Below are 20654 nucleotides of genomic sequence, written 5' to 3' on the forward strand. Positions count from 1 at the left end.
CACCCCTCGTTCCAGGAGACGCTCCCGTGGATTCCACCCCCCTCGACACGACCATCGTGATCCCGACGCACACGGAAGAACGCTGGTCCTCGCTCGTGCGGACCATCGCCTGCGCCAAGTCGCAGCAGACGGAGCCCGCCGAGGTCGTCGTGGTCGTCGATCACAACCCCGGCCTGTTCGCGCGGATCCAGCGTGAGCTGCCGGACGTGACGGTCCTCGAGAACGCCTACGCCAAGGGTGTCTCCGGCAACCGCAACACCGGTGGCTTCCACGCGAAGACTGCCCTAGTCGCCTTCATGGACGACGACATCACCGCCGGCCCGGACTGGCTGGGGCGGCTCATCGAGCCGTTCGCCGACCCCCGGGTGGTCGGCACCGGCGGCGGCATCCTCCCCGACTGGGAGGGCAAGGCCCCCCGGTGGATGCCGGAGGAGTTCCTGTGGGCGGTCGGTGGCTCGTACGCCGGCATGCCCACCGAGACCTCGCCGATCCGCAACGTCTGGTCGGCCAGCATGGTCGTCCGCCGTGAGGTCTTCGACGCGGTCGGCGGGTTCCGGGTCGGCTTCGGCAAGCTCGGCGACCGCAACCGCCCCGAGGACACCGAGCTCTGCCTGCGGATGAGCGCCCGGAGCGGCGGCCACTGGATGTACGTGCCGGGCGCCATGATCCGGCACGAGGTGCCGGCGAACCGCTCGACCTTCCCGTGGTTCGTCAAGCGCTGCTACGCCGAGGGTCGCGGCAAGGTGCAGATGGCCGGCCTCGACGGCGGCGGCGACGACACCCTGGGCGCCGAGAAGTCCTACCTGTGGTCGCTGCCCAAGGCGGCGCTGCGCAACCTGGGCGCCGGCCTGACCGGCAAGGGCGCCGACAACTTCCTGCGCGCCGGCGGCATCGTCGCCGGCGTGGCCGCGGCGGGCTGGGGCGGCGTGGTCGAGACCGTCGCCGCCAAGCGCGCCCCCAAGGCCGCCAAGACTCTGGAGGCCGCGCGATGAGCGCCGACACCAACCGCGTGGTCATCCCGGCCCAGCGCACGGGAGCCGTCGACGACGGCACCGTCGTGCCCGGCATCGTCCGCGACCTCGAGCTCTCCGAGCCGCTGCCCACGATCGCCGCCCTGCAGCCCGAGGGCCGCCGGGCCGAGCAGGTCTGGCTCCTCGTCCGCCTGCACTCCGAGCCGCTCGGCGCGCTGCTGCTCGACATCCCGCAGCAGGGCCTGACCCCGGCCGACCTGGCCGCCGCGGTGGAGTCCGAACTGGGTGACGTCGTCCGCCCCCGCCTCGGCGGGGCCGCGGTGCCGGTGCACGGGCTCAACCCGGCCAGCGAGCCCGAGTTCCTGGCCCAGCGCCGCTCGGTGCTGACCACCGCGCCGCACATCACCGTCGTCGTCTGCACCCGGGAGCACCCGGGCGAGCTCGCCCGCTGCCTCGACAGCCTGCTGGTCCAGCAGTACCCGTCGTACCGGATCCTGGTCGTCGACAACGCCCCGGTGAGCGAGGCGACGGCTGAGGTCGTGCGCTCGGCCGCCCGCCGCGGCCCGGTCGACTACCTGCTCGAGCCCAAGGCCGGCCTGTCGTTCGCCCGCAACACCGCGGTCCGGGCCGCGCCGGGCGAGATCCTGGCCTGGCTCGACGACGACGAGGTGGCCGACCCGCACTGGCTGGCCGAGGTGGCCCGGGCCCTGCACGAGCACCCGGACGCCGACGTCGTCTCCGGCGTCATCGTGCCGGCCGAGCTCGAGACCAAGGCGCAGATCTGGTTCGAGCAGTTCGGCGGGCACAGCAAGGGCCGCGGGTTCAAGCCGGACGAGTTCGGGCCGCACACCAAGCACACCCAGAGCCCGCTCTACCCGCTGCCGCCGTTCGGCACCGGGGCCAACATGACCTTCCGGCCCGGCGTCATCGAGCGGATCGGCCTGTTCGACACCGCGCTCGGCGCCGGCACCCCGGCGATGGGCTCCGAGGACACCCTGGCGTTCACCCAGGTGCTGCTCACCGGAGGCACCATCGTCTATCAGCCCAGCGCGGTCACCCGGCACTACCACCGGCGCGACCTCGAGGGCCTGCGCAAGCAGATGGTCGGCTACGGCACGGGGCTGGTCGCCGCGTACACGAGCCTGTTGCTCTCTCGTCCGGCTTTGATCTTTCCGCTGCTCAAGCTCGTGCCGAGCGCGCTCAAGGACATGACCGGCAAGGACACCGCCCGGACGGCGACCATCCGCGAGGACTTCCCCCAGGAGCTGCTCTCGGCCAACCGGCGTGGCATGCTGGCGGGACCGCGCGCCTACCTCAAATCGCGCCGCGCGGCACGGGCTAAGGTACGCGCCACCCAGGCTTAGCTCCATCGACCGGGCGCGTTGCCCGTAACGCGTCCGGCCTACAGCGCCACGACGTTCACGGAGGCCCACCCCCATGCAGCAACGCTCGGCCGAAACGCCGGAACAACCGGCACCGGACTCCACCGTCCGGATCGTGCTCGGCGCCGCCGGCGAAGCCCACCCGGCGCCGGACGCGACGGCGGTGATCTCGACCGTCGACAAGGACGCGACGACCCGCCTCGAGGTGGGCGACCGGACCGTACGGATCCCGATCGGCCCGGACGACGCGTCGGAGACCCGCTACATGCCGGCCCCCGTGCTCACCACCGCGGGCGGCGCGACCGCTGCGGCCGACCCGGCTCCGGCCGCCGAGCCCGAGACCGGCGCCGACCACCGCCCCGAGTTCGCCCTGGCCGGTGGCGTCGCCGGGGTGATCGGCCTGCTCGGCATCGTCCTGCCCAACGGCGCGCTCAGCATGATGCTGTCGCTGATCCTGGTCGTGTTCGGCCCGGGCGCGGCCCTCATGTCGGTCGCCAACGTGCGCAACCGCTTGGTCTCGTGGGCGCTGGCCGTGGCCGGCAGCCTCACGATCGTCACGCTCGTCGCCGTGCTCAGCCTGTGGGCCCGGGTGTGGGAGCCGACGGCGGTGCTGGGCCTGCTGGCCGGCGTCACCGTGGTCGGCTCGATCGTCCAGTTCGTCCGGCTCACCCGCGCCGGCGTCCCGCTGATCCTGGGCCGGGCCGGCCCGGCCCGGGCCACCGTGGACAACGGCATCGTGCTGGGCGCGGTCCCGTTCATCACCCTGGTCCTCGGCGTCGGCCTGTGGGCCCTGGCACTGGCCCAGCTCGACCCGGACGAGGTCGGCCTCTACGGCTTCAGTGCCGCGCTCGGCGTGCCGTTCATCGTCGGCACCGTGCTGCTGTTCATCGGCTTCGCCGTCGAGCTGTTCGGCCGGGCCCGCCCGCTGGTGCTCGTCGCCCATCTGATCGTCGTGCCGATCATCATGCAGGCCACCGTCCCGCTGCTGGACGGCACGATCGAGTACGCCTGGACCTACAAGCACATCGGCGTCGTCGACCTGATCAACGCCAACGGCAGCCTGATCAGCGGCAGCGACATCTATCAGCAGTGGCCCGGCTTCTTCGCCGCGGTGGCCCTGCTCTCGCACGTCTCCGGCCTCGACGGGCTCTCCTTCGCGGCCTGGTCGTCGTTGACGTTCGCCCTGATCACCTCGCTGATGGTGGCCGCGCTGCTGCGCCAGTTCACCAAGGACCGGCGGATCATCGCGCTGGCCGTGCTGCTGTTCCAGGCCTGCATGTGGGTCGACATCGGCTACTTCTCGCCCCAGGCGCTGGTCTTCGCGCTGATGCTGGCGTTCTGGGTGATCGTGACCCGCTGGCTGATCGCCCCGCCCGTGATCAAGGCCGAGCCCAAGGGCCGGATCGGCCGGCTGCGCGCCTGGGCTGTGAAGGGCATGCCGCAGGGCATCGAGACCGACCCCCGTACGCGGAAGTGGGCCGCCCTGGGCGCGACCGGCATCTTCGCCGCGATCGTGGTGTCGCACCAGCTGACCCCGGTGCTCATGATGGTGCCGCTGTTCGCGCTGACCATCCTGGGCATCCTGCGGCCCAAGGTGTTCCTGGTCGGCCTGGTCGCCATCATGCTGATCTTCTTCGTGCCCCGGCTGGGCACGGTCAACAGCCAGTACAGCCTGTTCAGCTTCGACATCCTGTCCAACGCCTCGGGCAACTCGGCCAGTTGGAAGACGCCGGAGCAGGAGTTCTCGGCGACCGTGTCGCGGGTCCTGGCCATCGGCGTCTGGCTGGCCGCCCTGATCGCGGTCTTCCTGACCCGCAAGCGGCTGGGCCGGGTGCTGGTGCCGGCGTTGATCGGCTTCCTGCCGATGGTCACGCTGGTCGCCGGCAACTACGGCGGCGAGGCGATCTACCGGGTCTTCGCGTTCTCGATGCCGTTCGTCGGGCTGCTGATCGGCGTGCTGTGGGCCGGCAAGGGCCGGCGTGGGGTGCCCGCGATGCTCGCCTCGGGCGTGCTGCTGGCCATGCTGATGCTGGCCGGTCTGCAGGGCCTGCAGGGCCAGCTGATGGTGCACCAGGTGCGGGCGACCGACATCGAGGCGGCGCAGTACTTCTACGCCAACGCCGAACCCGGCTCGGGCCTGGTGCTGGTGGCGCCGAACTTCCCCAGCAAGCTCGAGGCCAACTACGGCGACTTCAACAAGGGCCACGTCTCGGTCGACATCTCGCTGATCGGCGACCCGCTGTTCACCGGCAACCTCAACGGCAGCCGGCTGCCCGACATCGAGACGTACATCCGCGACATGGACTACCCGACCAACTATCTGGTGGTCAGCGACGCGATGGACGACTACGCCGACTACTTCGGCACGGCGGACGACAACGCGATGCAGTCGCTCGACGCGGCACTGCGCGGCTCGGCCAACTGGCAGGTCTTCTACCAGGGCCCCGGCGTGGCGATCTTCAAGCTGGTCGGCGCGGCACCGGCGGCCAACTGATCCGCTTCGTCCCGTAGGTGAATGAACGCCCGCCCGGCGTGCCGGGTGGGCGTTCGTCCGTTTAGCCTCATGGTGTGAAGCTCAAGCTCAAGATGGGCACGAAGCAGATCGCCGCCCTGGTGATCGCCGTGCTGGTCGTTTTCGCCCTGCTCGTCGGCCGGGGCCGGAGCGGCGACGACGGCGGCGGCGGGCAGTCGGGCGGCACGCTGGACAACGGCGCCGTGGTGGCCTGCGACGACTTCGCGGCCGGCTCGGGCCAGGCGCGCAGCGACTCCACCCGCCTGGCGCTGGCCGACAAGGTCACCGCCTCCGCCGCCAAGAGCGACAACGACGCCGTCCGAGCGCGCGCGATGGAGCTGGGCCGCAACGCCGACGAGGGCAACGCGGCCTGGCGGACGAGCTCGAACGCGCTCACCCAGGCCTGTGAGGACGCCGGCTGGACGGCGCCCTAGCGCTTCAGCGTCGACGCCTTGTCGAACCCGGTGCGGGCCACCCACTGGTCGTAGGTGACCGAGGCCTCGGTGAAGCTGCCGTTGAGGATGCCGAAGTGGTTGTCCCCGGTCTCGTACTTGTTCTGGTTGATGACCATGTTGGGCGAGGCGCCGCCGTCGATCTGCAGGCGGAAGACGGCCGCGTTGTCGTTCCGGCTCACCGTATTGCCGGTGATCTTCACGCCCTCGATGCTGCCCGCGAAGTCGCTGCCGGTGGCCAGCAGGAACGTGAACTTGCTCATGTCGCTGAAGGTGTTGCCGCTGACCGTCAGCCCGGCCGCGCACCGCAGCACCAGACCGGTGTCGTTCTCGAAGCCCTCGGGCCCGGAGCCGCCGATCGCCTTGTTGTTGCTGAAGACGTTGCCGGCGCAGCCGCCGCCGTTGCCGGTGCCGGTCTCCATCACGCCGTCGTTCGTCTCGAACGTGTTCCCGGTGATCGTGGTGTTGGCGGCGTCGTAGATCTCGATGCCGCCGCCGTCGATGCCGTAGTCGGTGGAGGGTCCGTAGTTGCGGCGCACCGTGTTGTTGCGGAACACCGGACCGGGGTTGGCGGTGATGAAGGTGGCCGACAGCCCGTAGCCACCGAAGTCGTCGTCGTCCGGGTCGGTGTTCTGGATGATCCGGTCCTGGTCGTGCACGTCGTTGCCGTCGACCAGCACACCTCGGCCGCCGCGGCTGATCGAGATGCCGCCGCCGTTGTGCATGACCTCGGATCCGGTGACCCGGACGTCCTGCGACTCGGTGACCAGGATGCCGTAACACCCTACGGGCTTACCGGCCGCGTTCTCGCCGTGGCTGTCGCGCACGGTCACGCCGCGGATCGTCACCTTGCTGGTCTTGTGCACGCGGATGCCGCTGCCGTGGTCGCCGGTGACGTTCACGTCGGCGTTCGGCTTGGGCACGCAACCCCGTACGGTCAGGTCGGCGATCGTCGTGCCGGTGGCCGCGACCAGCACGCCGTCGCGCACGCCGGAGACACCCTCGACGGTGGCCTGCTCGCCGGGGGCGCTGCTGACCGACAGGTCGGGCCGCGACACCGTGAAGGGGGCGTAGGTGCCCTCCCGTACGAAGATCTTGGAACCGGCCGGGGCGACCTCCACCGCGTGCGAGATCGTCTTCCACGGCTTCTCGGGGCTGCCGTCGGCGTCGTCGGCACCGTGCGTGGACACCCACAGGCCGGGGCCGGCGGCGTCGACGTCGGGCGGGGCCTCGTAGAAGTAGGCGCGATATCCGGCGGCGGCCGTGCCGCCGAGCAGAAGCACGACGATCAGGCCCAGCCACAGGCGGCGGGAACCGGCCGGAGCGCGATGACTGCGACGCTTCGCCCGGTGGTGCGCTCCGGTCACCCGATGAAGACCGGGTCGTTCGACATCGCCTTGTAGGCCGCCAGCGTCGCCGCCGTCGAGTCGATCCGCCAGTTCTCCCGCGACGTCGGGTGGGTGTCGGTGTCGAACCAGACGGCCGCGCCGACGGCGGGATGCGACTTCACCCACGAGCGGAAGGCGACGATCCAGTCGGGCTTGGTGCTGCCGCCGCGGTCGATCGCCGAGACCTCGGAGATCATGATGGGCTTCCGGGTCGCGTACGTCTCGTAGAACTCGTCGAACATGTCGGCCGGCGTCTGGGTCTGCGCGAAGCCCGAAACCCCTGCCCAGTCGACGTATTCATCCCCTGGATAGTAGTTCGTGAAGGTGTTCCAAGATTCACTGGGGCGCGAGTTCCAGTTCGGGCTCCACACCCACGAGACGTTGTCCGCACCTTCGTCGGCGAAGATGCCGTGGATGCGGCGGAAGGCCTTGATATAGCCCGCCGTGTCCCGGTTGTTGGCCGGTCCGCCCCATTCGTAGAAGTCACGATTCATGTCCCAGGCCCAGCGCAGCAGCGTCGGCCGCTTCCGTCTGGCCATGCGCTGGGCGGCCCGCGCGATCAGCTTGTCGGACTTGCCGCCGTTCACGTCCTTGTAGGCCGGCCCCCGCCACGAGATCATCAGCGTGCTCTTGGGCGACACGTAGGCCAGCGAGACCGGCAGCTGGTCGTCCCACGAGTAATAGCGGTGCACGATCCGCTCCGGGCGGCCGAGCTGGCGGCGGCGCAGGTCGATGCCCGCGTTCGCGCCACGGCCTTTCAGATCGACGTACGCCCCGAGCATGACCTTGCCCGGCTCGAGCGGGACCGCTCCCCCGCCCTCGGTGACCACCGGCGTCTCCCCGACCACCTCACCGGGCTGGGGCGCGGAGTGCGACACCACCGGCGGCACGGCATCGTCCGAGCGGTACTCCTTGCCGCAGCCGGCGAGGGGCGCGGCGGCGGCCAGGGCGCCCAGGCCCAGCAGGCTCCGGCGCCTCACGTGAGGTTCCGCCCGAACGTGCGGGCCACCTTGCGGACCACGCGCCAGCCCGGCTGGGCCACCTGCTTGGCCTTGGGGATCAGGCCGGTCTCGCCGGTCTTGACCAGCTCGACCAGGTCGGCCCCACTGTGGTCGGGGGTCGGCTGCAGGCGCGGGACGGCCAGGCTCTTCTCGCCCGGCGTGTGCAGGCGGCGGCCGACCTCGGTGGCGTTCTCGTGGCCGGTGGCCGCCACGATGTCACGGACCCGCCGGCTGTTGTATCCGTGCGGGTAGGCGAAGGACCGTACCTTGAGCTGCAGGCGCTGCTCGAGCTCGTCGTGGCTGTCGGCGATCTCGTGGCGCAACTGGTCGGGCGGCAGCACGTCGAGCGGGTGGTGGATCAGGCTGTGGTTGCCGATCTCGACCCCGGCCGCGGCCACCTCGCCCAGCTCGTCCCAGGTGAGCATCGGCCCGAAGTCGGGAGCCGACGCGCCCAGCCACCCGGCCGTGCCGCCCAGGTGGCCGACCGAGGCGTAGAGGGTCGCGCCCGTACCGGTCTCCTCGAGCACCGGCACGCCCTCGGTCAGGAAGTCCCGATATCCGTCGTCGAACGTGACGGCGACCAGCTTCTCGGTGCTGCCGGCGGCCAGCAGGTCGAGCGCCTCGGTCAGCCCGACCAGGCGGTAACCGGCGGCGCTCAGTGCCTGCAACTGCTCGCGGAGCAGGGCGGGCGGCACCGCGAGGTCGCGCAGGGGCCCACCGACGGCGGACACGGAGTGGTACATGAGTGCCGGAAGGGTGCTCCAGCCCGGCCTCGTCGTCACGGTCACGCGGTCGTCCTTGTACGCCTTGTGGTCTGAGGTTCCACGCTAAGTGGAACCCTTGCGCTGGTTGCGGCTTTCTCCGTTTTGTCCCTCTGCCGAAAGTCGTAGCCGAAGTCCCGCTCCGGGCAGAGGCGCGCGGGGATCTCCACTCGGAAGAGTGAGGTTATGACATTCAATCCGCTGCGCTGCGCGGAGAGTACTTGCCAGGCGGCCGTCGTGCTACTGGCAACCCTGGTTCCGGCCGCGTGGCAGGCCCTCGATCCGGGCCTCGCCGCCGTCCTCGCGTCCATGTTCGTGATCGTCTCGGCCGCCATCTATGCCCTGCACGCGGTCACTTTCGACGCGTTCCGGCTGACCGGCCGGCGACTTTTCTCGACCGCCGTCCGCGATGAGTGAACCGTCGGAGCGCCACGCCCGTACCCCCGGTCGACGACGGTCCTTCACCACCCGGGGGCGACGGGATATGTTCAGATTGATCCACTTGCAGGCCGAGAGCGGCATACCTCGCATAAGCGTGGCTTCCGACGGTTACGCCAGTTCCCGGATCGCGTTGACCCGATATCGCAGTGCCCCGGCCGCCTATTTCGGGGTCGGCCGCTTCGATCACGAGGGCACCCTGGCCGAGATAATTCTCGACCGGTTGTGCGGCCCGCTCGGCGACTGCCCGCGCCCGGCCACCCTGGTGCACGCGGCCACCTATTACCGCCTCTGCGAGACCTGCGCGACCGGGCTCGACGTGCTGACCGTGCCCGAGCTGGCCCGCCTGCTGGGCATCGCCTGCCGCCTCGCCCCGGTGCCGGCCCGCGCCGGGCGGCACGCCGCGCCCGAGGAGCACTCGCCGGCCGGCAACCGGATCGCCCGCGAGTTCGCCACCCGGGTCGACGACCCGCAGTGGCGCCGGGCGCTCTGCGCCGAGCTGGTGCACACCCCCGGCGCGGTCAACGGCCTGCTGATCGGCGTGGGCGCGCTGACCCACCGGGACGTGCTCGACCTCTACCCCCGGCTGCGCACGCTGGCCGACGAGCTGCCGCCGGCGGTCCGCGAGGAGCTCGCCCGGGCCACCGTCCGCCCGCTCTCGCCGGCCGGCGTCGCCGGGCTGCGCCTCGGCCTAAAGACCTAGCTCGATCCGGCGGACAGTCCCGTTCCCGGCGCAGTCGCCGCAGGTGGTGACATAGGCGTGGTCACCACGGATGGTCAGGCTGGTCGGCGCGAAGAGGCCCTCGGAGGCGACCACCCGGTGCGGGCCCAGCACCGAGACGTGCAGCAGCGCACCGGTACGGTCACCGCTGAGCAGCCCGTTGCGGGCGATCTCGAGCACGTAGAGGCCGTCCGGGCCCCAGGCCAGGTCGACGACGGCGGTGAAGCCACCCGCGTACACCTCGGCCGGTCGACCCGGCACCACCCGCCACACCCGCGCCCGGCCCGGCGGGAACGGGAAGCCGGTCAGCTCGCCCACATAGAAGGCGCCGTCCGGCCCCCGGGCGACCGCGCTCGGCACCGGCGGCATCCGCACCGGCATGCCGCGCGGCGTGCCATCGGGCAGCCGGGCCGGCGCGGGCACCATCCGGCTCGGGAACGACGCGACGGTCGACCGGCGCCCCCGTGGGGCCAGCCGGACCAACGTGTCCCCCTCGGTCACGTAGACCCGGCCTCGCCGATCGACCGCCGAGTCGAACGGACCGGTGGCCAACCCTGGGACCGGCTCGACCGGAACCCCCAGCAACGCGGCCACGAGCACTGCAGTGATGAACATGTGAAACCCCCGTGCACCGGTTATAGGGCCCCGCAGCGGTGTCCGGGGTGGATCAGTCCTCGATCCGACCGGCATTACGGTGATGCCATGACGCTCACCTTCGAGGAGCTGACCGCGCGCGCCCGGGCCCTGGTGACCGGCGGACGGCGCGCGGTGCTGGGAATCGCCGGGCCGCCCGCCGCCGGCAAGACGACGCTGGCCGAGCACCTGGTCGCCGCGCTGGCCCCGGCGCCGCCGGACGGGCTGACCGCCGGCGCGTGGGTGGCGCACGTGCCGATGGACGGATTCCACCTCGCCGACCTCGAGCTCGAACGGCTCGGGCGGCGCGACCGCAAGGGTGCGCCGGACACGTTCGACGCCTCCGGCTACGCCGCCCTGCTGCGCCGGCTGCACGACGACCAGGACGACGTGATCTACGCGCCCGGCTTCGAGCGGACCATCGAGCAGCCGATCGCCGGGGCCGTCCCGATCGAGCGGTCGGCCCGGCTGATCGTCAGCGAGGGCAATTACCTGCTGCTGGAGTCCTGGCAGCCGGTGCGCGCGTTGCTGACCGAGGTCTGGTATGCCGACCTCGACCACTCGGAACGCCTGCGCCGGCTGATCGACCGGCACGTGCGGTTCGGCAAGGACGAGACGGACGCGATCGAGTGGGCCACCGGCACCGACGAGCGCAACGCCGCCGTGATCGCCGAGACCCGCGACCGGGCCGACCTGATCGTGCCCGCGTCACTTATCCACAGGGTGGGCACGCCACCGGCCTGAGGTGTCATAGTTCAACGCGTGTCCGTAGGAGAAGCAGTCGAGACCGAGCCGCGCCGACGGCCGGGGCGCGCGATCCGGTTCGCGCTGACCATCGGTGCGGTGTTGTTGCTGCTGCTCGGAGTGCCCTGGTTCTTCCTGATCATGTCGGGCAACTCCTGGCCCGGCGGTGTGCGGGTGGCCGGCACGATCGTCTTCGCGGTCGCGCTCGTGGCGTTCCCGATCCTGATGTTCTCGGGTCACGGGCCGCGCCACCGCGACGGGCCGGCGGTCATCGCCGACACGATGCTGGGCGTCATCTGGGTCCTGTTCGTGTGGTCGCTGCTGGGCCAGGTCGTGACGCTGATCCTGTGGATCTCCGGCGTCGACGGGCCGGCGCGTTACCGCGTCGCCACGGCCGTGATCGTGGTGATCTCGCTGGTCCTGCTGCTCTGGGGCCATGCCGAGGCCCGGCGCGTGCCGCGGGTGCGCAGGGTCGACGTCGTGCTGCCCCGGCTGGGGCGCGGGCTCGACGGGTTGCGGCTGGTCCTGCTGACCGACACCCACTACGGGCCGATCGAGCGGTCGCGCTGGTCGCGCCGGGTCATCGAGGTGGTCAACACGCTCGACGCCGACGTGGTGGCCCACACCGGTGACATCGCCGACGGTGAGGTCGCGCAACGCGTCCGCCAGGCCGCGCCGCTCGGCGACGCGCGGGCCTCGCTGGCCCGGGTCTACGTCACCGGCAACCACGAATACTTCAGCGGGGCCCAGGGCTGGGTCGACCACATGTCCGAGCTGGGCTGGGAGGCGCTGCACAACCGGCACCTGGTCGTCTCGCGCGGCGGCGACTCGCTGGTGGTGGCGGGGGTCGACGACCGGACGGCCGCGGGCTCGGGGGTGCCCGGGCATCACGCCGACCATGAGGCGGCGCTCGAGGGTGCCGATCCGGCCCTGCCCGTGCTGCTGCTGGCCCACCAGCCGCAGCAGATCACCGGGGCCGTGGCTCACGGGGTCGACCTGCAGATCTCGGGCCACACCCACGGCGGCCAGATGTGGCCCTTCCACTACCTCGTCCGGCTCGACCAGCCGGTTCTGCAGGGGCTTTCGCGGCACTCCGAGCGCACGCAGCTCTACACGAGCCGGGGCACCGGCTTCTGGGGCCCGCCGTTCCGCATCTTCGCCCCGAGCGAGATCACCCTGCTGACCCTGCGCGCGGGCTGACCCGCCGGCGCCGGCCCGCGCGCTCTCAGTGCGCCAGGTTGACGTGCGCCCGGTGCTGATCGCCCTTCTCGATGAGATCGACGAGGCCGAGCGCGTAGTCCGCCCCGGAGATCGCACCACCCTCGGGCTCCACGGCCACCTCGCCGCCGACCCGATATCGGCCCAGCCGCTCACCGGGCACGTAGGAGCCGAACCCGCCGGCCGGGCTCACGAACACCCAGTCGAGCGTCTCCGGCGTGGCCGGCAGGTCGTCGATGACGAGCGCGGCCCCCGTGCGGATCTCGTCGTGGAACTCGGCCGGGGCGTGGCTGAGGTCCTCCACGTAACGCGGGGCACCGGCCGCCGGGCGCAGCGACGAGAAGCCGCCGACGACGAACAGCCGGGCCCCCGCGGCGTCGGCCAGACGGGCGACTATGCGATAGACGTTGCGGAACGTGGAGCCGGCGAGCGGGCCCCGCGGCGCGAGCGCAGCCACCACGACGTCCGCTCCGGCGACGACCGACGACAGCGCTGCCTCGTCCCGGGCGTCGCCCTGGACATAGGTGACGCCCGGGACGGGCTCGGTGGGAAGCGCGCGGCTGAACGCCGTGACCTGGTGACCGCGAGCGGCGGCCTCCGCGACGATGGCCGATCCGGCGTAGCCGGTACCGCCGAGAACGACCGCATCGGGGACCGGTGGACTGTCCTGATCGTCGGTGTCCTCGGCGAGGGCGACGCGCGCTTCTCCGAGTTGCGGCGGCGCATCGAGGGCATCTCGCAGAAGATGCTGACCCAGACCTTGCGCGGGCTCGAGCGCGACGGGCTGGTGCGCCGCACGGTCCACGCCGAGGTGCCGGTGCGCGTGGAGTACGCGCTCACCGAGGCCGGCCGGACGTTGCTGGAGCCGCTCCGCGCGCTCCGGACGTGGTCGATCGAGCACCTCGGCGACGTCTCGGCATCGCAGGACGCCTACGACCGGGTGGAATGAGCGGCCGCAAGAAATTGCCCGGACGGCCATGGTGACCGGCGCCATGCCGGTTCGACCCGTAATTGCGTTGAAGACCTCCGGTTCGGCCGTGAGGATGGGAAGACCGCCTCCCCCACAAGCCAGAGGACTACTCCCATGCGCCTGCTTCGCGATCTGTGGGCCACCTCGAGGAGCCGCTCGGCCCTCGCGGTGGCTCTCATCCTGCTCGGCGCAGCGGGGTCGGCGGGAGCGCTGGCGCTGTCCGGTCAGGTCCTGATCAACCGCTCCATGCCGCTGTTCGTCGTGCTCGCCGGCGCGCTCGTCGCGTCGGTGCTCAGCGACGTCTTCGTCGGGCTGGTCGCGGCCCGGCTGACCGCCGACTGGACGGCCCGGCTGCGCCGCGGGCTCAACCGGGTGGCCTTCGGGCAGGATCTGCCCACGCTGGAGAACACGCCGGTCGGTGAGCTGCTCGACCGGATCGACTCCGACGTCTACGAGGTCGGCTCGCAACTGCGCGGCAGCGGCGTGCGGATCGCGCAGTCCGTGGCGGTCGCCCTCTTCTCGATCCTGACCGCCTTCTTCGTGTGGTGGCCGGCCGGTGTCGGCATGGTCTTCGTGTCGATCCTGCTCTTCCTCGCCCTGAACAAACCGATCCAGCGGATCTCGCCGATGCGCATCGCGGAGGAGGAGTCCTGGTCGGACCTGGCCGCGGTCATGGAGGAGTCCATCCACGGGCAGGACGACGTGCGCACCAGCCTGGCCGCGCCCTACGTGCGCCGGCTCTACGCTCAGCGGGCGGCCGAGGTGCTCCGGCGCGGGCGCCTGGTGTGGCGGGCGTCGGCCCGGATCACCATGGGCGCGGGCACCATCACCCGGTCGCTGATCGCTGTCCTGGTCGTCGTCGGCGCGTGGGCCCTGATCAACGGGCACATCGACGGCGCCCGGCTGACCGCCGTGTGGCTGCTCGCGCTGGGCTTCGGCGGCACCCTCGAGCACGTCACTCGCATGGTGCCCGAGCTGCAGAACGCACTGGGGGCCTGGAGCCGCGTCCAGATGCTGCAGGACGTGCCCCAGGAGCCGACCGACGGCGTGCCGCCGGTCGACGGCGACCTGGTCGTGCGAGACCTGACCTTCCGGTACGGCGAGACCGACAGCGGCCGCCCACCGGCTCTCAAGGACGTCAGCCTGACCTTCGCGCGGGGCCGCTCGTACGCTCTGATCGGCCGCACCGGCTCGGGCAAGTCGACGCTGGCCAAGGTGCTGACCCGGGCCGTCGACGTGCCGCGGGGCACCGTCTTCCTGGGCGGCGTCGACCTCAACGACATGGAGGTCGAGGGCCTGCGCCGCTGGACGGCGATCGTGCCGCAGCGGACCGAGATCCTGGCCGGCACCCTGGCCGAGAACATCGCCCTGTTCGACCCGGTGCTGCTGCCCCGGGCGGCCACCGCGCTCGACGAGCTGGGGCTGACCCCGTGGGCGGCCGGCCTGCCCGAGGGGCTCGACACCAAGCTGGGCGAGGGCGGCTACAAGCTGTCGGCCGGGCAGGAGCAGTTGGTCGCGTTCGCCCGCATCCTGGTCCGCGACCCCCACGTGGTGATCCTCGACGAGGCGACCGCGCGGATGGACCCGGTCACCGAGTCGTGGGTCCAGCGCGCCACCGACCGCCTGCTCACCGGCCGGATCGGCGTGATCGTCGCGCACCGGCTGTCGTCCGTGCAGCGCTGCGACGAGGTGGTCGTGCTGGCCGACGGCGTGGTGCTCGAGGCGGGCCCGTTGCGCGAGTCGCGGCGGTTCGCCGAGCTGATGGCGAGCAGCAACCTGGCCATCCCGGCGACGACCGCGAGCGGTGGTGGCGTGCTGGTCGAGGAACACGACTGGGACACCGCGGCCCAGGTCGAGCTGGGCGCCGAGGCGCTGGCCAACACGCTGCCGCCGGTCGAGCCCCCGCCGCTGCCCGAGCAGCCGCCCGCGCGCACCCTGCGCGAGATCGCCCGGCTCACCATGAACGACAAGCGGTACGGGCTGGGCGCGGTCGCCCTGTTCGCGATCCTCGTGCTCCTCGGCCTGGACGGCGCGATCCTGCCGCTGCTCTGGGCCAACGTGGTCGACGGGCTGGGCAGCCCGCTCTACCCGGCGGTCGGGATCGCGGCCGGCCTCATCGTGGCGATCCCGACGCTCTACTACACCGGCGCGTGGTTCCCGGAGTGGTGGGTCCGCCAGATGCTGCGGATCAGCATGCGCCTGGTGCAGGGCCAGATCGGGCCCCGGCGGATCAGCAAGCACACGCCGGCCGAGGTGGTGGCCCAGGGCGGCGACACCGAGCGCGTGGTCATGCTGGCCGACAACCTGATCGACAACGCGACCAGCCTGGTGATGGTGGTGGCGATGACGCTGGCGTCGCAGTCGCTCGTGCCCGCCCTCTTCTTCCTGGGCACGATGGTCATCTCCGGCCTGGCCGCCACGCTGTTCGGACCCAAGCTGGAGGGCGCGGCCCGCCGCACGGTGGCCGCCCGGGCGGCGTTCGCCACGTCCCTGGTGTCCTCGCTGTCGGCGGCCCGGACGGTCAAGCTGGCCGGCGCCACCACGCCGGTGCTCGACCACCTGGCCCGGCTCGACGCCACCCGCAGCGACCTGCAGCGCCGCGAGATCGCCATCCAGGTGTGGGCGCGGTCGACGCCCTCGATCGCCAGCGGCCTGCTGCCGATCGCGGCGTGGGGGCTCTACCTCTCGGGGAGCCTGTCGGCGGCGGCCACCCTCATCGCGGTGGCGACGCTGGGCGCGGCGCGCTGGTTCGCCTGGACCACGGCGTCTCTGGTGTCACAGTTCCCGTCGGCCCGGGTCTGGACGAAGCGGACGGTGGCGATGACCGGGGTCACCGACTACTCGTCGGACGTGCCCGGTGTCGACCTGGCGGCCGGCACGGCGCCGGCACCGCCGACCGCGCCGCGGAACCCGTTGCGCACCCTGGAGCTGCGTCACTTCAGTGCCGTGCACGAGAACGGCACGGTCGGGGCGCAGGACGTCGACCTGACCGTCGAGCGGGGCCAGCTCGTGCTGGTGGTGGGGCCGGTCGGGGCGGGCAAGTCGTCGCTGCTGCGGGCGCTCGCGGGCATCGTCCATCACGCCGGTGAGCTGCGGTGGAACGGTGAACCGGTGGACGAGCCGGAGGTCTTCCTGCGGCCCAACCAGGTGGGTTACGTGGCCCAGTTGCCGCGCGTCCTGTCCGGCACGGTCGCCGACAACATCCAGCTCGGGCACGAGGTGGACGCGGCCGACGCGGTGTCGACGGCCCAGCTGGAACACGACCTGGCCGCGGCCGGGGGCGGTCTGCAGCTGCTGATCGGGCACAAGGGCACCCGGCTCTCGGGCGGTCAGCTGCAACGCCTGGCGCTGGCGCGGGCGCTGGCGCCGCGCACGGAGCTGCTGATCGCCGACGACGTGTCGTCGGCGCTGGACGTGACGACGGAGCTGGAGCTGTGGCGGGCCCTGCGCAGTCACGGCGTGACGGTGGTCGGGTCGACGTCCAAGCGGGCGGCGCTGCGGCAGGCCGACCGGGTGGTCGTGCTGATCGCCGGCAAGGTCGAGGACCAGGGCACGTGGCAGGAGCTGGAGGACCGCTGGGGGCACCTGGCGGGTTGAGCTGAACGCCTTCCGGGGGCGGCGCCATGAGCGGCGGCGCCTTCGGGGGCAGGGCGGCCCATGGCGGGCTCTCACGCGCGGGGCTTTCACGCGCGGGCTCTCACGCGCGGGGCTTTCACGCGCGCGGCTCTCACGCGCGGGCTCTCACGCGCGCGGCTCTCACGCGCGGGCTCTCACGCGCGGGGCTTTCATGCGCGGGCTCTCACGCGCGGGCTCTCACGCGCGGCTCTCACGCGCGGGGCTCTCACGCGCGGGCTTTCACGCGCGGGGCTTTCACGCGCGCGGCTCTCACGCGCGGGCTCTCACGCGCGGCTCTCACGCGCGGCTCTCACGCGCGGGGCTCTCACGCGCGGGCTCTCACGCGCGGGGCTTTCACGCGCGCGGCTCTCACGCGCGGGCTCTCACGCGCGGGGCTCTCACGCGCGGGGCTCTCACGCGCGGGCTCTCACGCGCGGGCTCTCACGCGCGGGGCTTTCACGCGCGCGGCTCTCACGCGCGGCTCTCACGCGCGGCGCCTTCGGGGCGGCGCCTTCGGGGGCGAGCTGAGACCGGAGCGGGAGGGGGTCCGCTCCGGCCTCAGCTCTGGGAGGGCGGCTGGTGATCGCCGGGCCCAGGCGGCGGTTCCACCGGTGGATACCCGGGTGGCAGCCAAGGAGGCTGGTGCGCGCTGGGCGGCGGGTACTGCGGGGCTGCGCTGGGTGGTGGATACGACGGGGGGAAGTGCGGCGGGGCCGCGACGGGGGGATACGGCGGGGGGAAGTGCGGCGGCGGGGCGGCGATGGGTGGATGCGGCGGGTGGAAGGACGGCGGTCCCCCGGCCGGATAGGCCGGCCACACACCCGCGTACGGAAAAGGTTGTGGCCCTGGAGGCAGTTGGCGTCCGGGGCGGAACCAGCGGTCGGGTTGTGGCCTTGGAGGCAGGCGCCCGGGGCGGAACCAGCGGTCGGCCGGGCCGGTCACCAGCAGCACGCCCGTGGCGATGGCCAGCAGCACGGCGGCCGTCAGGGCGAACGCGGTCACGGCGTCGAAGGCCAGCGACAGTCCGCCGCTGTCGAGGTCGTAGAGGCGGTCGTAGAAACCGCCGTCCGCATACGACGAGAAGTCCTCGAACGCGTATTCCTCGCCGTCGACCGGCTCGCCGTCGATCGGGCCCTCGTCGATGAGCCCGAAGGCCAGCAGTCCGAAGGCCCCGACCAGCCCGCCGAACAGGCACCCGAGCAGGGACAGCACCACCGGCGCGCCGAGGCCGACCCAGGTCAGGATGCGGGCGACGTTGCTGCCCCGGCGCAGCCACACCACGGTCAGCCCCAGCCACAGGACGAGCACCAGCGCCGGCAGCCCGGAGATGAGCGTCCAGCCGAGGTTGGTGTCGCGCTCGGACGCCACCTCGGACGGGTCTACGCCCGCGCCCCGGGCGGCCTGATCGATCAGCCCGTCGTAGTGGACCGCGTCGGCGATCGACACCCCGATGACGAGCAGCAGCAGCCCGACCAGAGCCACCTGGAACCACACGGCGACCGAGACCACGGAGGGGGCTTTGGCGGGGGCCGCCGATGTCACGGACGCACCGTACGGTCCCGTCCCCGTCCGCGGCAGCCCCGATCGGCCACATTTTGATCAAGCCTCAGCTGCTCCGCGATTCCATCTGCTCGACCGCGGCGACCACGGTGCCGGCCGGGATGGCGAAGCCGACGCCGATGCTGCCCGTCTCGGATTGGCCGGCGGTGGCGATCGCCACGTTGATGCCGACCACGTGGCCCGAGAGGTCGACCAGTGCGCCCCCGGAGTTGCCCTGGTTGATCGGGGCGTCGGTCTGCAGGAGGCCGGTCAGCTGCTCGCTGCCGCCGCCGGTGGCCGACTCGGTGGCGGTGCTGATGCTGCGGTCCAGGGCCGAGACGATGCCCGAGGTCACTGTGTTCTCCAGGCCGAGCGGCGCGCCGAAGGCCAGCACGGTGTCGCCCACGGCGACGCTGTCGTCGGTGCCGAACGTGACCGGGGTCAGGCCGGACAGCCCGGACGCCTGCACGAGGGCCAGGTCGTGGCTGGTGTCGGTGGCGACCACCCGGGCCGGCACAGTCCGGCCGGTGGACAGGCGGACGCTGACCGTGCCGCCGCCCTCGATCACGTGGTTGTTGGTCAGGATGAGCCCGTCGGCGCGGATCACCACGCCGGAGCCGAGCGACGACGACTGGGTGGTGTCGACCATCACTGTGACGACGCTGGGCTGCACCTGCTTGACGATCGTGGCCAGGTCGGCGTCCTCGGTGATGCCGGCGGCGCTGCTCACCGGGGTGGCGGTCGTCGCGGTGCCCGGGTGGTCGATCAGGTAGCGCTCGGCGACCACACCGCCCGCCGTGCCGCCGGCGCCGATCAACGCGAGCACGGCGGCCCCACCGGCCAGGCGGCGCGGCCAGCGGCGGTTGCCGGGTGCGGGGGACGACGGTACGAACGGGGGCGCGGGCGGAGGCGGCGGCGTCACGTCGTCGTGGTCGGAGTGGGTGGGCCGGGTCATCAGGTCGGTCATGGCGACGCCTCGCTTCGTTTGGCTGATGAGCCAACAGTGACCCTGGACCTTGTCGGAAACCGGTGAGGCGTCTGTGGGTTCCCTGTATGCCCTGGGTCACCCGGTGGGCGGGGTTGATCGCGCTGGCCAGAACCCCGCTCACCGGTCCTGGGGCGGTGTGGGCATCAGCCGAAAGTCGCACGGGTTCACGGCGTTCCCAGACGCCGGCCCGATGTCACGCACAGGCTGCCGCCGGATGCTGGAGTCAGTCCCACAAGCGGCAGGAGGCACGAGATGTCAGCACGAGGAATGCTCACGCTGGTCGGTTCCGCGGTCGGCGGCATGATCGGCTGGAACGCTCCCCCGCCCCCGGACCCGGCCTGCGTGCGCGAGTTGCTGGCGGGGATCGGCCGGCCCGCCGGCGAGTCCGACGACGAGCTCACCGCGGCGGTGCGGGCCTTCCAGTCCGACACCGGCCTGCAGACCGACGGCGTGGCCGGGCCCCGCACGGTCCATCTGCTGAGCCGGTACGGGATGGACCGGCGCGCGTGGCGCCACGACCTCGCGGCCTGACTGTCCGTCGGGCCGTGCCGGGCCGTGCCTAGAGTTCAAGCATGACGTCGGGTGACCTGATCACGTACTACGACGATGCCACCGGTGAGCGGTTCGGGCTGACCTCGGGCGAGCTCGGCAGCTGGACGGCGGCTACGGCCGCGCTGCTCACCGAGGGGTGCGGGCTCGGCCCGGGGAGCACTGCCGCGGTGCTGCTGCGGCCGCACTGGCAGACGGCGGCCGTGCTGCTCGGTGCCTGGTCGACCGGGCTCGAGCTGTCGATCCGGAGCTGGGCCACGGCCGGTCTGTCACCCGCGGGTGATCCGCTGGACGTCACCTTTGTGGAACACCGCCGCGTCGGCCACTGGCTCGACGAGGTTCCGGTCGGCCGCCATCAGTTCGTGCTCGGTCTGGCCCCGCACGGCGCCGCGACCGGTGACGTGCCCGAGGGCTATCACGACTACACGTCGGCGCTGCGTCCCTACCTCGGCACCCATCCGCCGCACCACAGGGTCGACGAGCTTCGCCCGGCGGTTGTCGACGGCACGACCTATCAGGAGTACGCCCGGACGGCGGCCGGGGTCGCCGAGCAGCGCGGCATCGGGCCCGGCGACCGCGTGCTGGTCGACGCCGCCCAGCAGGAACAGCCCCTGATCTGGCTGCTGGCTCCGCTCTCGGTCGGCGCCTCCATCGTTCTCTGCGCCAACCTGGACGAGCGGCGCCTGGACGAGCGCATCGCCGAGGAGCACGTCACCGCGGTGCTCCGCTGACACAGTGCCGGTTCCGACGGCCCTGGCCGTTGAGCTCGTCC

General features: G+C 72.1%; 19 protein-coding genes. 12 read left to right on the plus strand and 7 right to left on the minus strand.

The annotated features are described in order from the left end of the window. Positions 1–26: 26 nt before the first annotated feature. From NAG42_RS38555 to NAG42_RS38570, 4 genes are all read left to right on the plus strand, one after another. Positions 27–992 (plus strand): glycosyltransferase, encoded by a 966-nt coding sequence (locus NAG42_RS38555; RefSeq protein ID WP_250037309.1) that lies wholly within the window; start codon positions 27–29, stop codon positions 990–992. Continuing rightward, positions 989–2335, plus strand: a complete 1347-nt coding sequence (locus tag NAG42_RS38560; RefSeq protein ID WP_250037311.1) for a glycosyltransferase family 2 protein — start codon at positions 989–991, stop codon at positions 2333–2335. Before NAG42_RS38555 ends, NAG42_RS38560 begins: the two co-directional genes overlap by 4 nt. Positions 2336–2408: 73 nt before the next feature. Further along, positions 2409–4847 (plus strand): hypothetical protein, encoded by a 2439-nt coding sequence (locus NAG42_RS38565; RefSeq protein WP_250037312.1) that lies wholly within the window; start codon positions 2409–2411, stop codon positions 4845–4847. A gap of 74 nt (positions 4848–4921) precedes the next feature. Continuing rightward, positions 4922–5299, plus strand: a complete 378-nt coding sequence (locus NAG42_RS38570; RefSeq protein ID WP_250037314.1) for a hypothetical protein — start codon at positions 4922–4924, stop codon at positions 5297–5299. Here the strand turns inward: NAG42_RS38570 and NAG42_RS38575 are convergent. From NAG42_RS38575 to NAG42_RS38585, 3 genes are read right to left on the minus strand one after another with little or no spacing between them, the layout of a single operon-like run. Further along, the gene (locus tag NAG42_RS38575; protein WP_250037315.1) at positions 5296–6684 is read right to left on the minus strand and encodes a right-handed parallel beta-helix repeat-containing protein; all 1389 of its coding nucleotides are present in this window, start codon (positions 6682–6684) and stop codon (positions 5296–5298) included. The genes NAG42_RS38570 and NAG42_RS38575 overlap by 4 nt on opposite strands. Next, complete coding sequence (locus NAG42_RS45215; RefSeq protein WP_250037317.1) at positions 6681–7685, minus strand: glycoside hydrolase family 26 protein; 1005 nt, start codon at positions 7683–7685, stop codon at positions 6681–6683. The genes NAG42_RS38575 and NAG42_RS45215 overlap by 4 nt, the downstream gene beginning before the upstream one ends. Then, complete coding sequence (locus tag NAG42_RS38585) at positions 7682–8494, minus strand: polysaccharide deacetylase family protein (protein WP_250037318.1); 813 nt, start codon at positions 8492–8494, stop codon at positions 7682–7684. Before NAG42_RS38585 ends, NAG42_RS45215 begins: the two co-directional genes overlap by 4 nt. Positions 8495–8704: 210 nt before the next feature. On the opposite strand from NAG42_RS38585, the gene NAG42_RS38590 reads away from it, so the two are divergent. Continuing rightward, positions 8705–8884 carry a hypothetical protein gene (locus NAG42_RS38590; RefSeq protein WP_250037320.1) on the plus strand — a complete coding sequence of 60 codons (180 nt, stop codon included), beginning with the start codon at positions 8705–8707 and terminating at the stop codon, positions 8882–8884. Positions 8885–9002: 118 nt separating this feature from the next. Beyond that, positions 9003–9608 (plus strand): hypothetical protein, encoded by a 606-nt coding sequence (locus tag NAG42_RS38595; RefSeq protein WP_250037321.1) that lies wholly within the window; start codon positions 9003–9005, stop codon positions 9606–9608. On the opposite strand, the gene NAG42_RS38600 is transcribed toward NAG42_RS38595, so the two are convergent. Beyond that, entirely contained in the window at positions 9597–10241 is a 645-nt protein-coding gene (locus NAG42_RS38600) for a ScyD/ScyE family protein (RefSeq protein ID WP_250037322.1), read from the minus strand. The genes NAG42_RS38595 and NAG42_RS38600 overlap by 12 nt on opposite strands. An 87-nt stretch (positions 10242–10328) precedes the next feature. Here NAG42_RS38600 and NAG42_RS38605 point away from each other — a divergent pair, with 87 nt between their 5' ends. Further along, positions 10329–11003, plus strand: coding sequence for a nucleoside/nucleotide kinase family protein (locus NAG42_RS38605; protein WP_250037323.1), 675 nt, complete (start codon positions 10329–10331; stop codon positions 11001–11003). An 18-nt stretch (positions 11004–11021) separates the two neighbouring features. Beyond that, entirely contained in the window at positions 11022–12203 is a 1182-nt protein-coding gene (locus NAG42_RS38610) for a metallophosphoesterase (RefSeq protein WP_250037324.1), read from the plus strand. A 25-nt stretch (positions 12204–12228) separates the two neighbouring features. Here the strand turns inward: NAG42_RS38610 and NAG42_RS38615 are convergent, their stop codons facing one another. Next, the gene (locus NAG42_RS38615) at positions 12229–12828 is read right to left on the minus strand and encodes an NAD(P)-dependent oxidoreductase (protein ID WP_250037524.1); all 600 of its coding nucleotides are present in this window, start codon (positions 12826–12828) and stop codon (positions 12229–12231) included. Here NAG42_RS38615 and NAG42_RS38620 point away from each other — a divergent pair. Both NAG42_RS38620 and NAG42_RS38625 read left to right on the plus strand, forming a co-directional pair. Next, a complete protein-coding gene (locus tag NAG42_RS38620; RefSeq protein WP_250037525.1) occupies positions 12799–13170 on the plus strand; it encodes a winged helix-turn-helix transcriptional regulator in 372 nt (123 codons plus the stop codon). The two genes, NAG42_RS38615 and NAG42_RS38620, sit on opposite strands and share 30 nt — an antisense overlap. A gap of 135 nt (positions 13171–13305) precedes the next feature. After that, positions 13306–16788, plus strand: coding sequence for an ATP-binding cassette domain-containing protein (locus NAG42_RS38625; RefSeq protein WP_250037325.1), 3483 nt, complete (start codon positions 13306–13308; stop codon positions 16786–16788). 576 nt (positions 16789–17364) lie between these two features. Here NAG42_RS38625 and NAG42_RS38630 read toward each other — a convergent pair. Then, entirely contained in the window at positions 17365–18348 is a 984-nt protein-coding gene (locus NAG42_RS38630; RefSeq protein WP_250037533.1) for a hypothetical protein, read from the minus strand. A gap of 64 nt (positions 18349–18412) precedes the next feature. Next, positions 18413–19312, minus strand: coding sequence for a S1C family serine protease (locus NAG42_RS38635; protein ID WP_250037326.1), 900 nt, complete (start codon positions 19310–19312; stop codon positions 18413–18415). Positions 19313–19585: 273 nt separating this feature from the next. On the opposite strand from NAG42_RS38635, the gene NAG42_RS38640 reads away from it, so the two are divergent. After that, positions 19586–19864 (plus strand): peptidoglycan-binding protein, encoded by a 279-nt coding sequence (locus NAG42_RS38640; RefSeq protein ID WP_250037328.1) that lies wholly within the window; start codon positions 19586–19588, stop codon positions 19862–19864. 41 nt (positions 19865–19905) lie between these two features. Continuing rightward, positions 19906–20613 (plus strand): TIGR03089 family protein, encoded by a 708-nt coding sequence (locus NAG42_RS38645; protein WP_250037329.1) that lies wholly within the window; start codon positions 19906–19908, stop codon positions 20611–20613. The last annotated feature ends 41 nt before the right edge of the window (positions 20614–20654 follow it).

The sequence above is a fragment of the Paractinoplanes maris genome (genome assembly GCF_023544465.1).
Classification (GTDB): Bacteria; Actinomycetota; Actinomycetes; order Mycobacteriales; family Micromonosporaceae; genus Actinoplanes; species Actinoplanes maris.

Coding starts and splice junctions, on each gene's coding strand:
- NAG42_RS38565 (WP_250037312.1), top strand. CDS start 2,409: ATGCAGCAACGCTCGGCCGAAACGCCGGAACAACCGGCACCGGACTCC.
- NAG42_RS38635 (WP_250037326.1), bottom strand. CDS start 19,312: ATGACCGACCTGATGACCCGGCCCACCCACTCCGACCACGACGACGTG.
- NAG42_RS38640 (WP_250037328.1), top strand. CDS start 19,586: ATGTCAGCACGAGGAATGCTCACGCTGGTCGGTTCCGCGGTCGGCGGC.
- NAG42_RS38560 (WP_250037311.1), top strand. CDS start 989: ATGAGCGCCGACACCAACCGCGTGGTCATCCCGGCCCAGCGCACGGGA.
- NAG42_RS38605 (WP_250037323.1), top strand. CDS start 10,329: ATGACGCTCACCTTCGAGGAGCTGACCGCGCGCGCCCGGGCCCTGGTG.
- NAG42_RS38625 (WP_250037325.1), top strand. CDS start 13,306: ATGCGCCTGCTTCGCGATCTGTGGGCCACCTCGAGGAGCCGCTCGGCC.
- NAG42_RS38600 (WP_250037322.1), bottom strand. CDS start 10,241: ATGTTCATCACTGCAGTGCTCGTGGCCGCGTTGCTGGGGGTTCCGGTC.
- NAG42_RS38645 (WP_250037329.1), top strand. CDS start 19,906: ATGACGTCGGGTGACCTGATCACGTACTACGACGATGCCACCGGTGAG.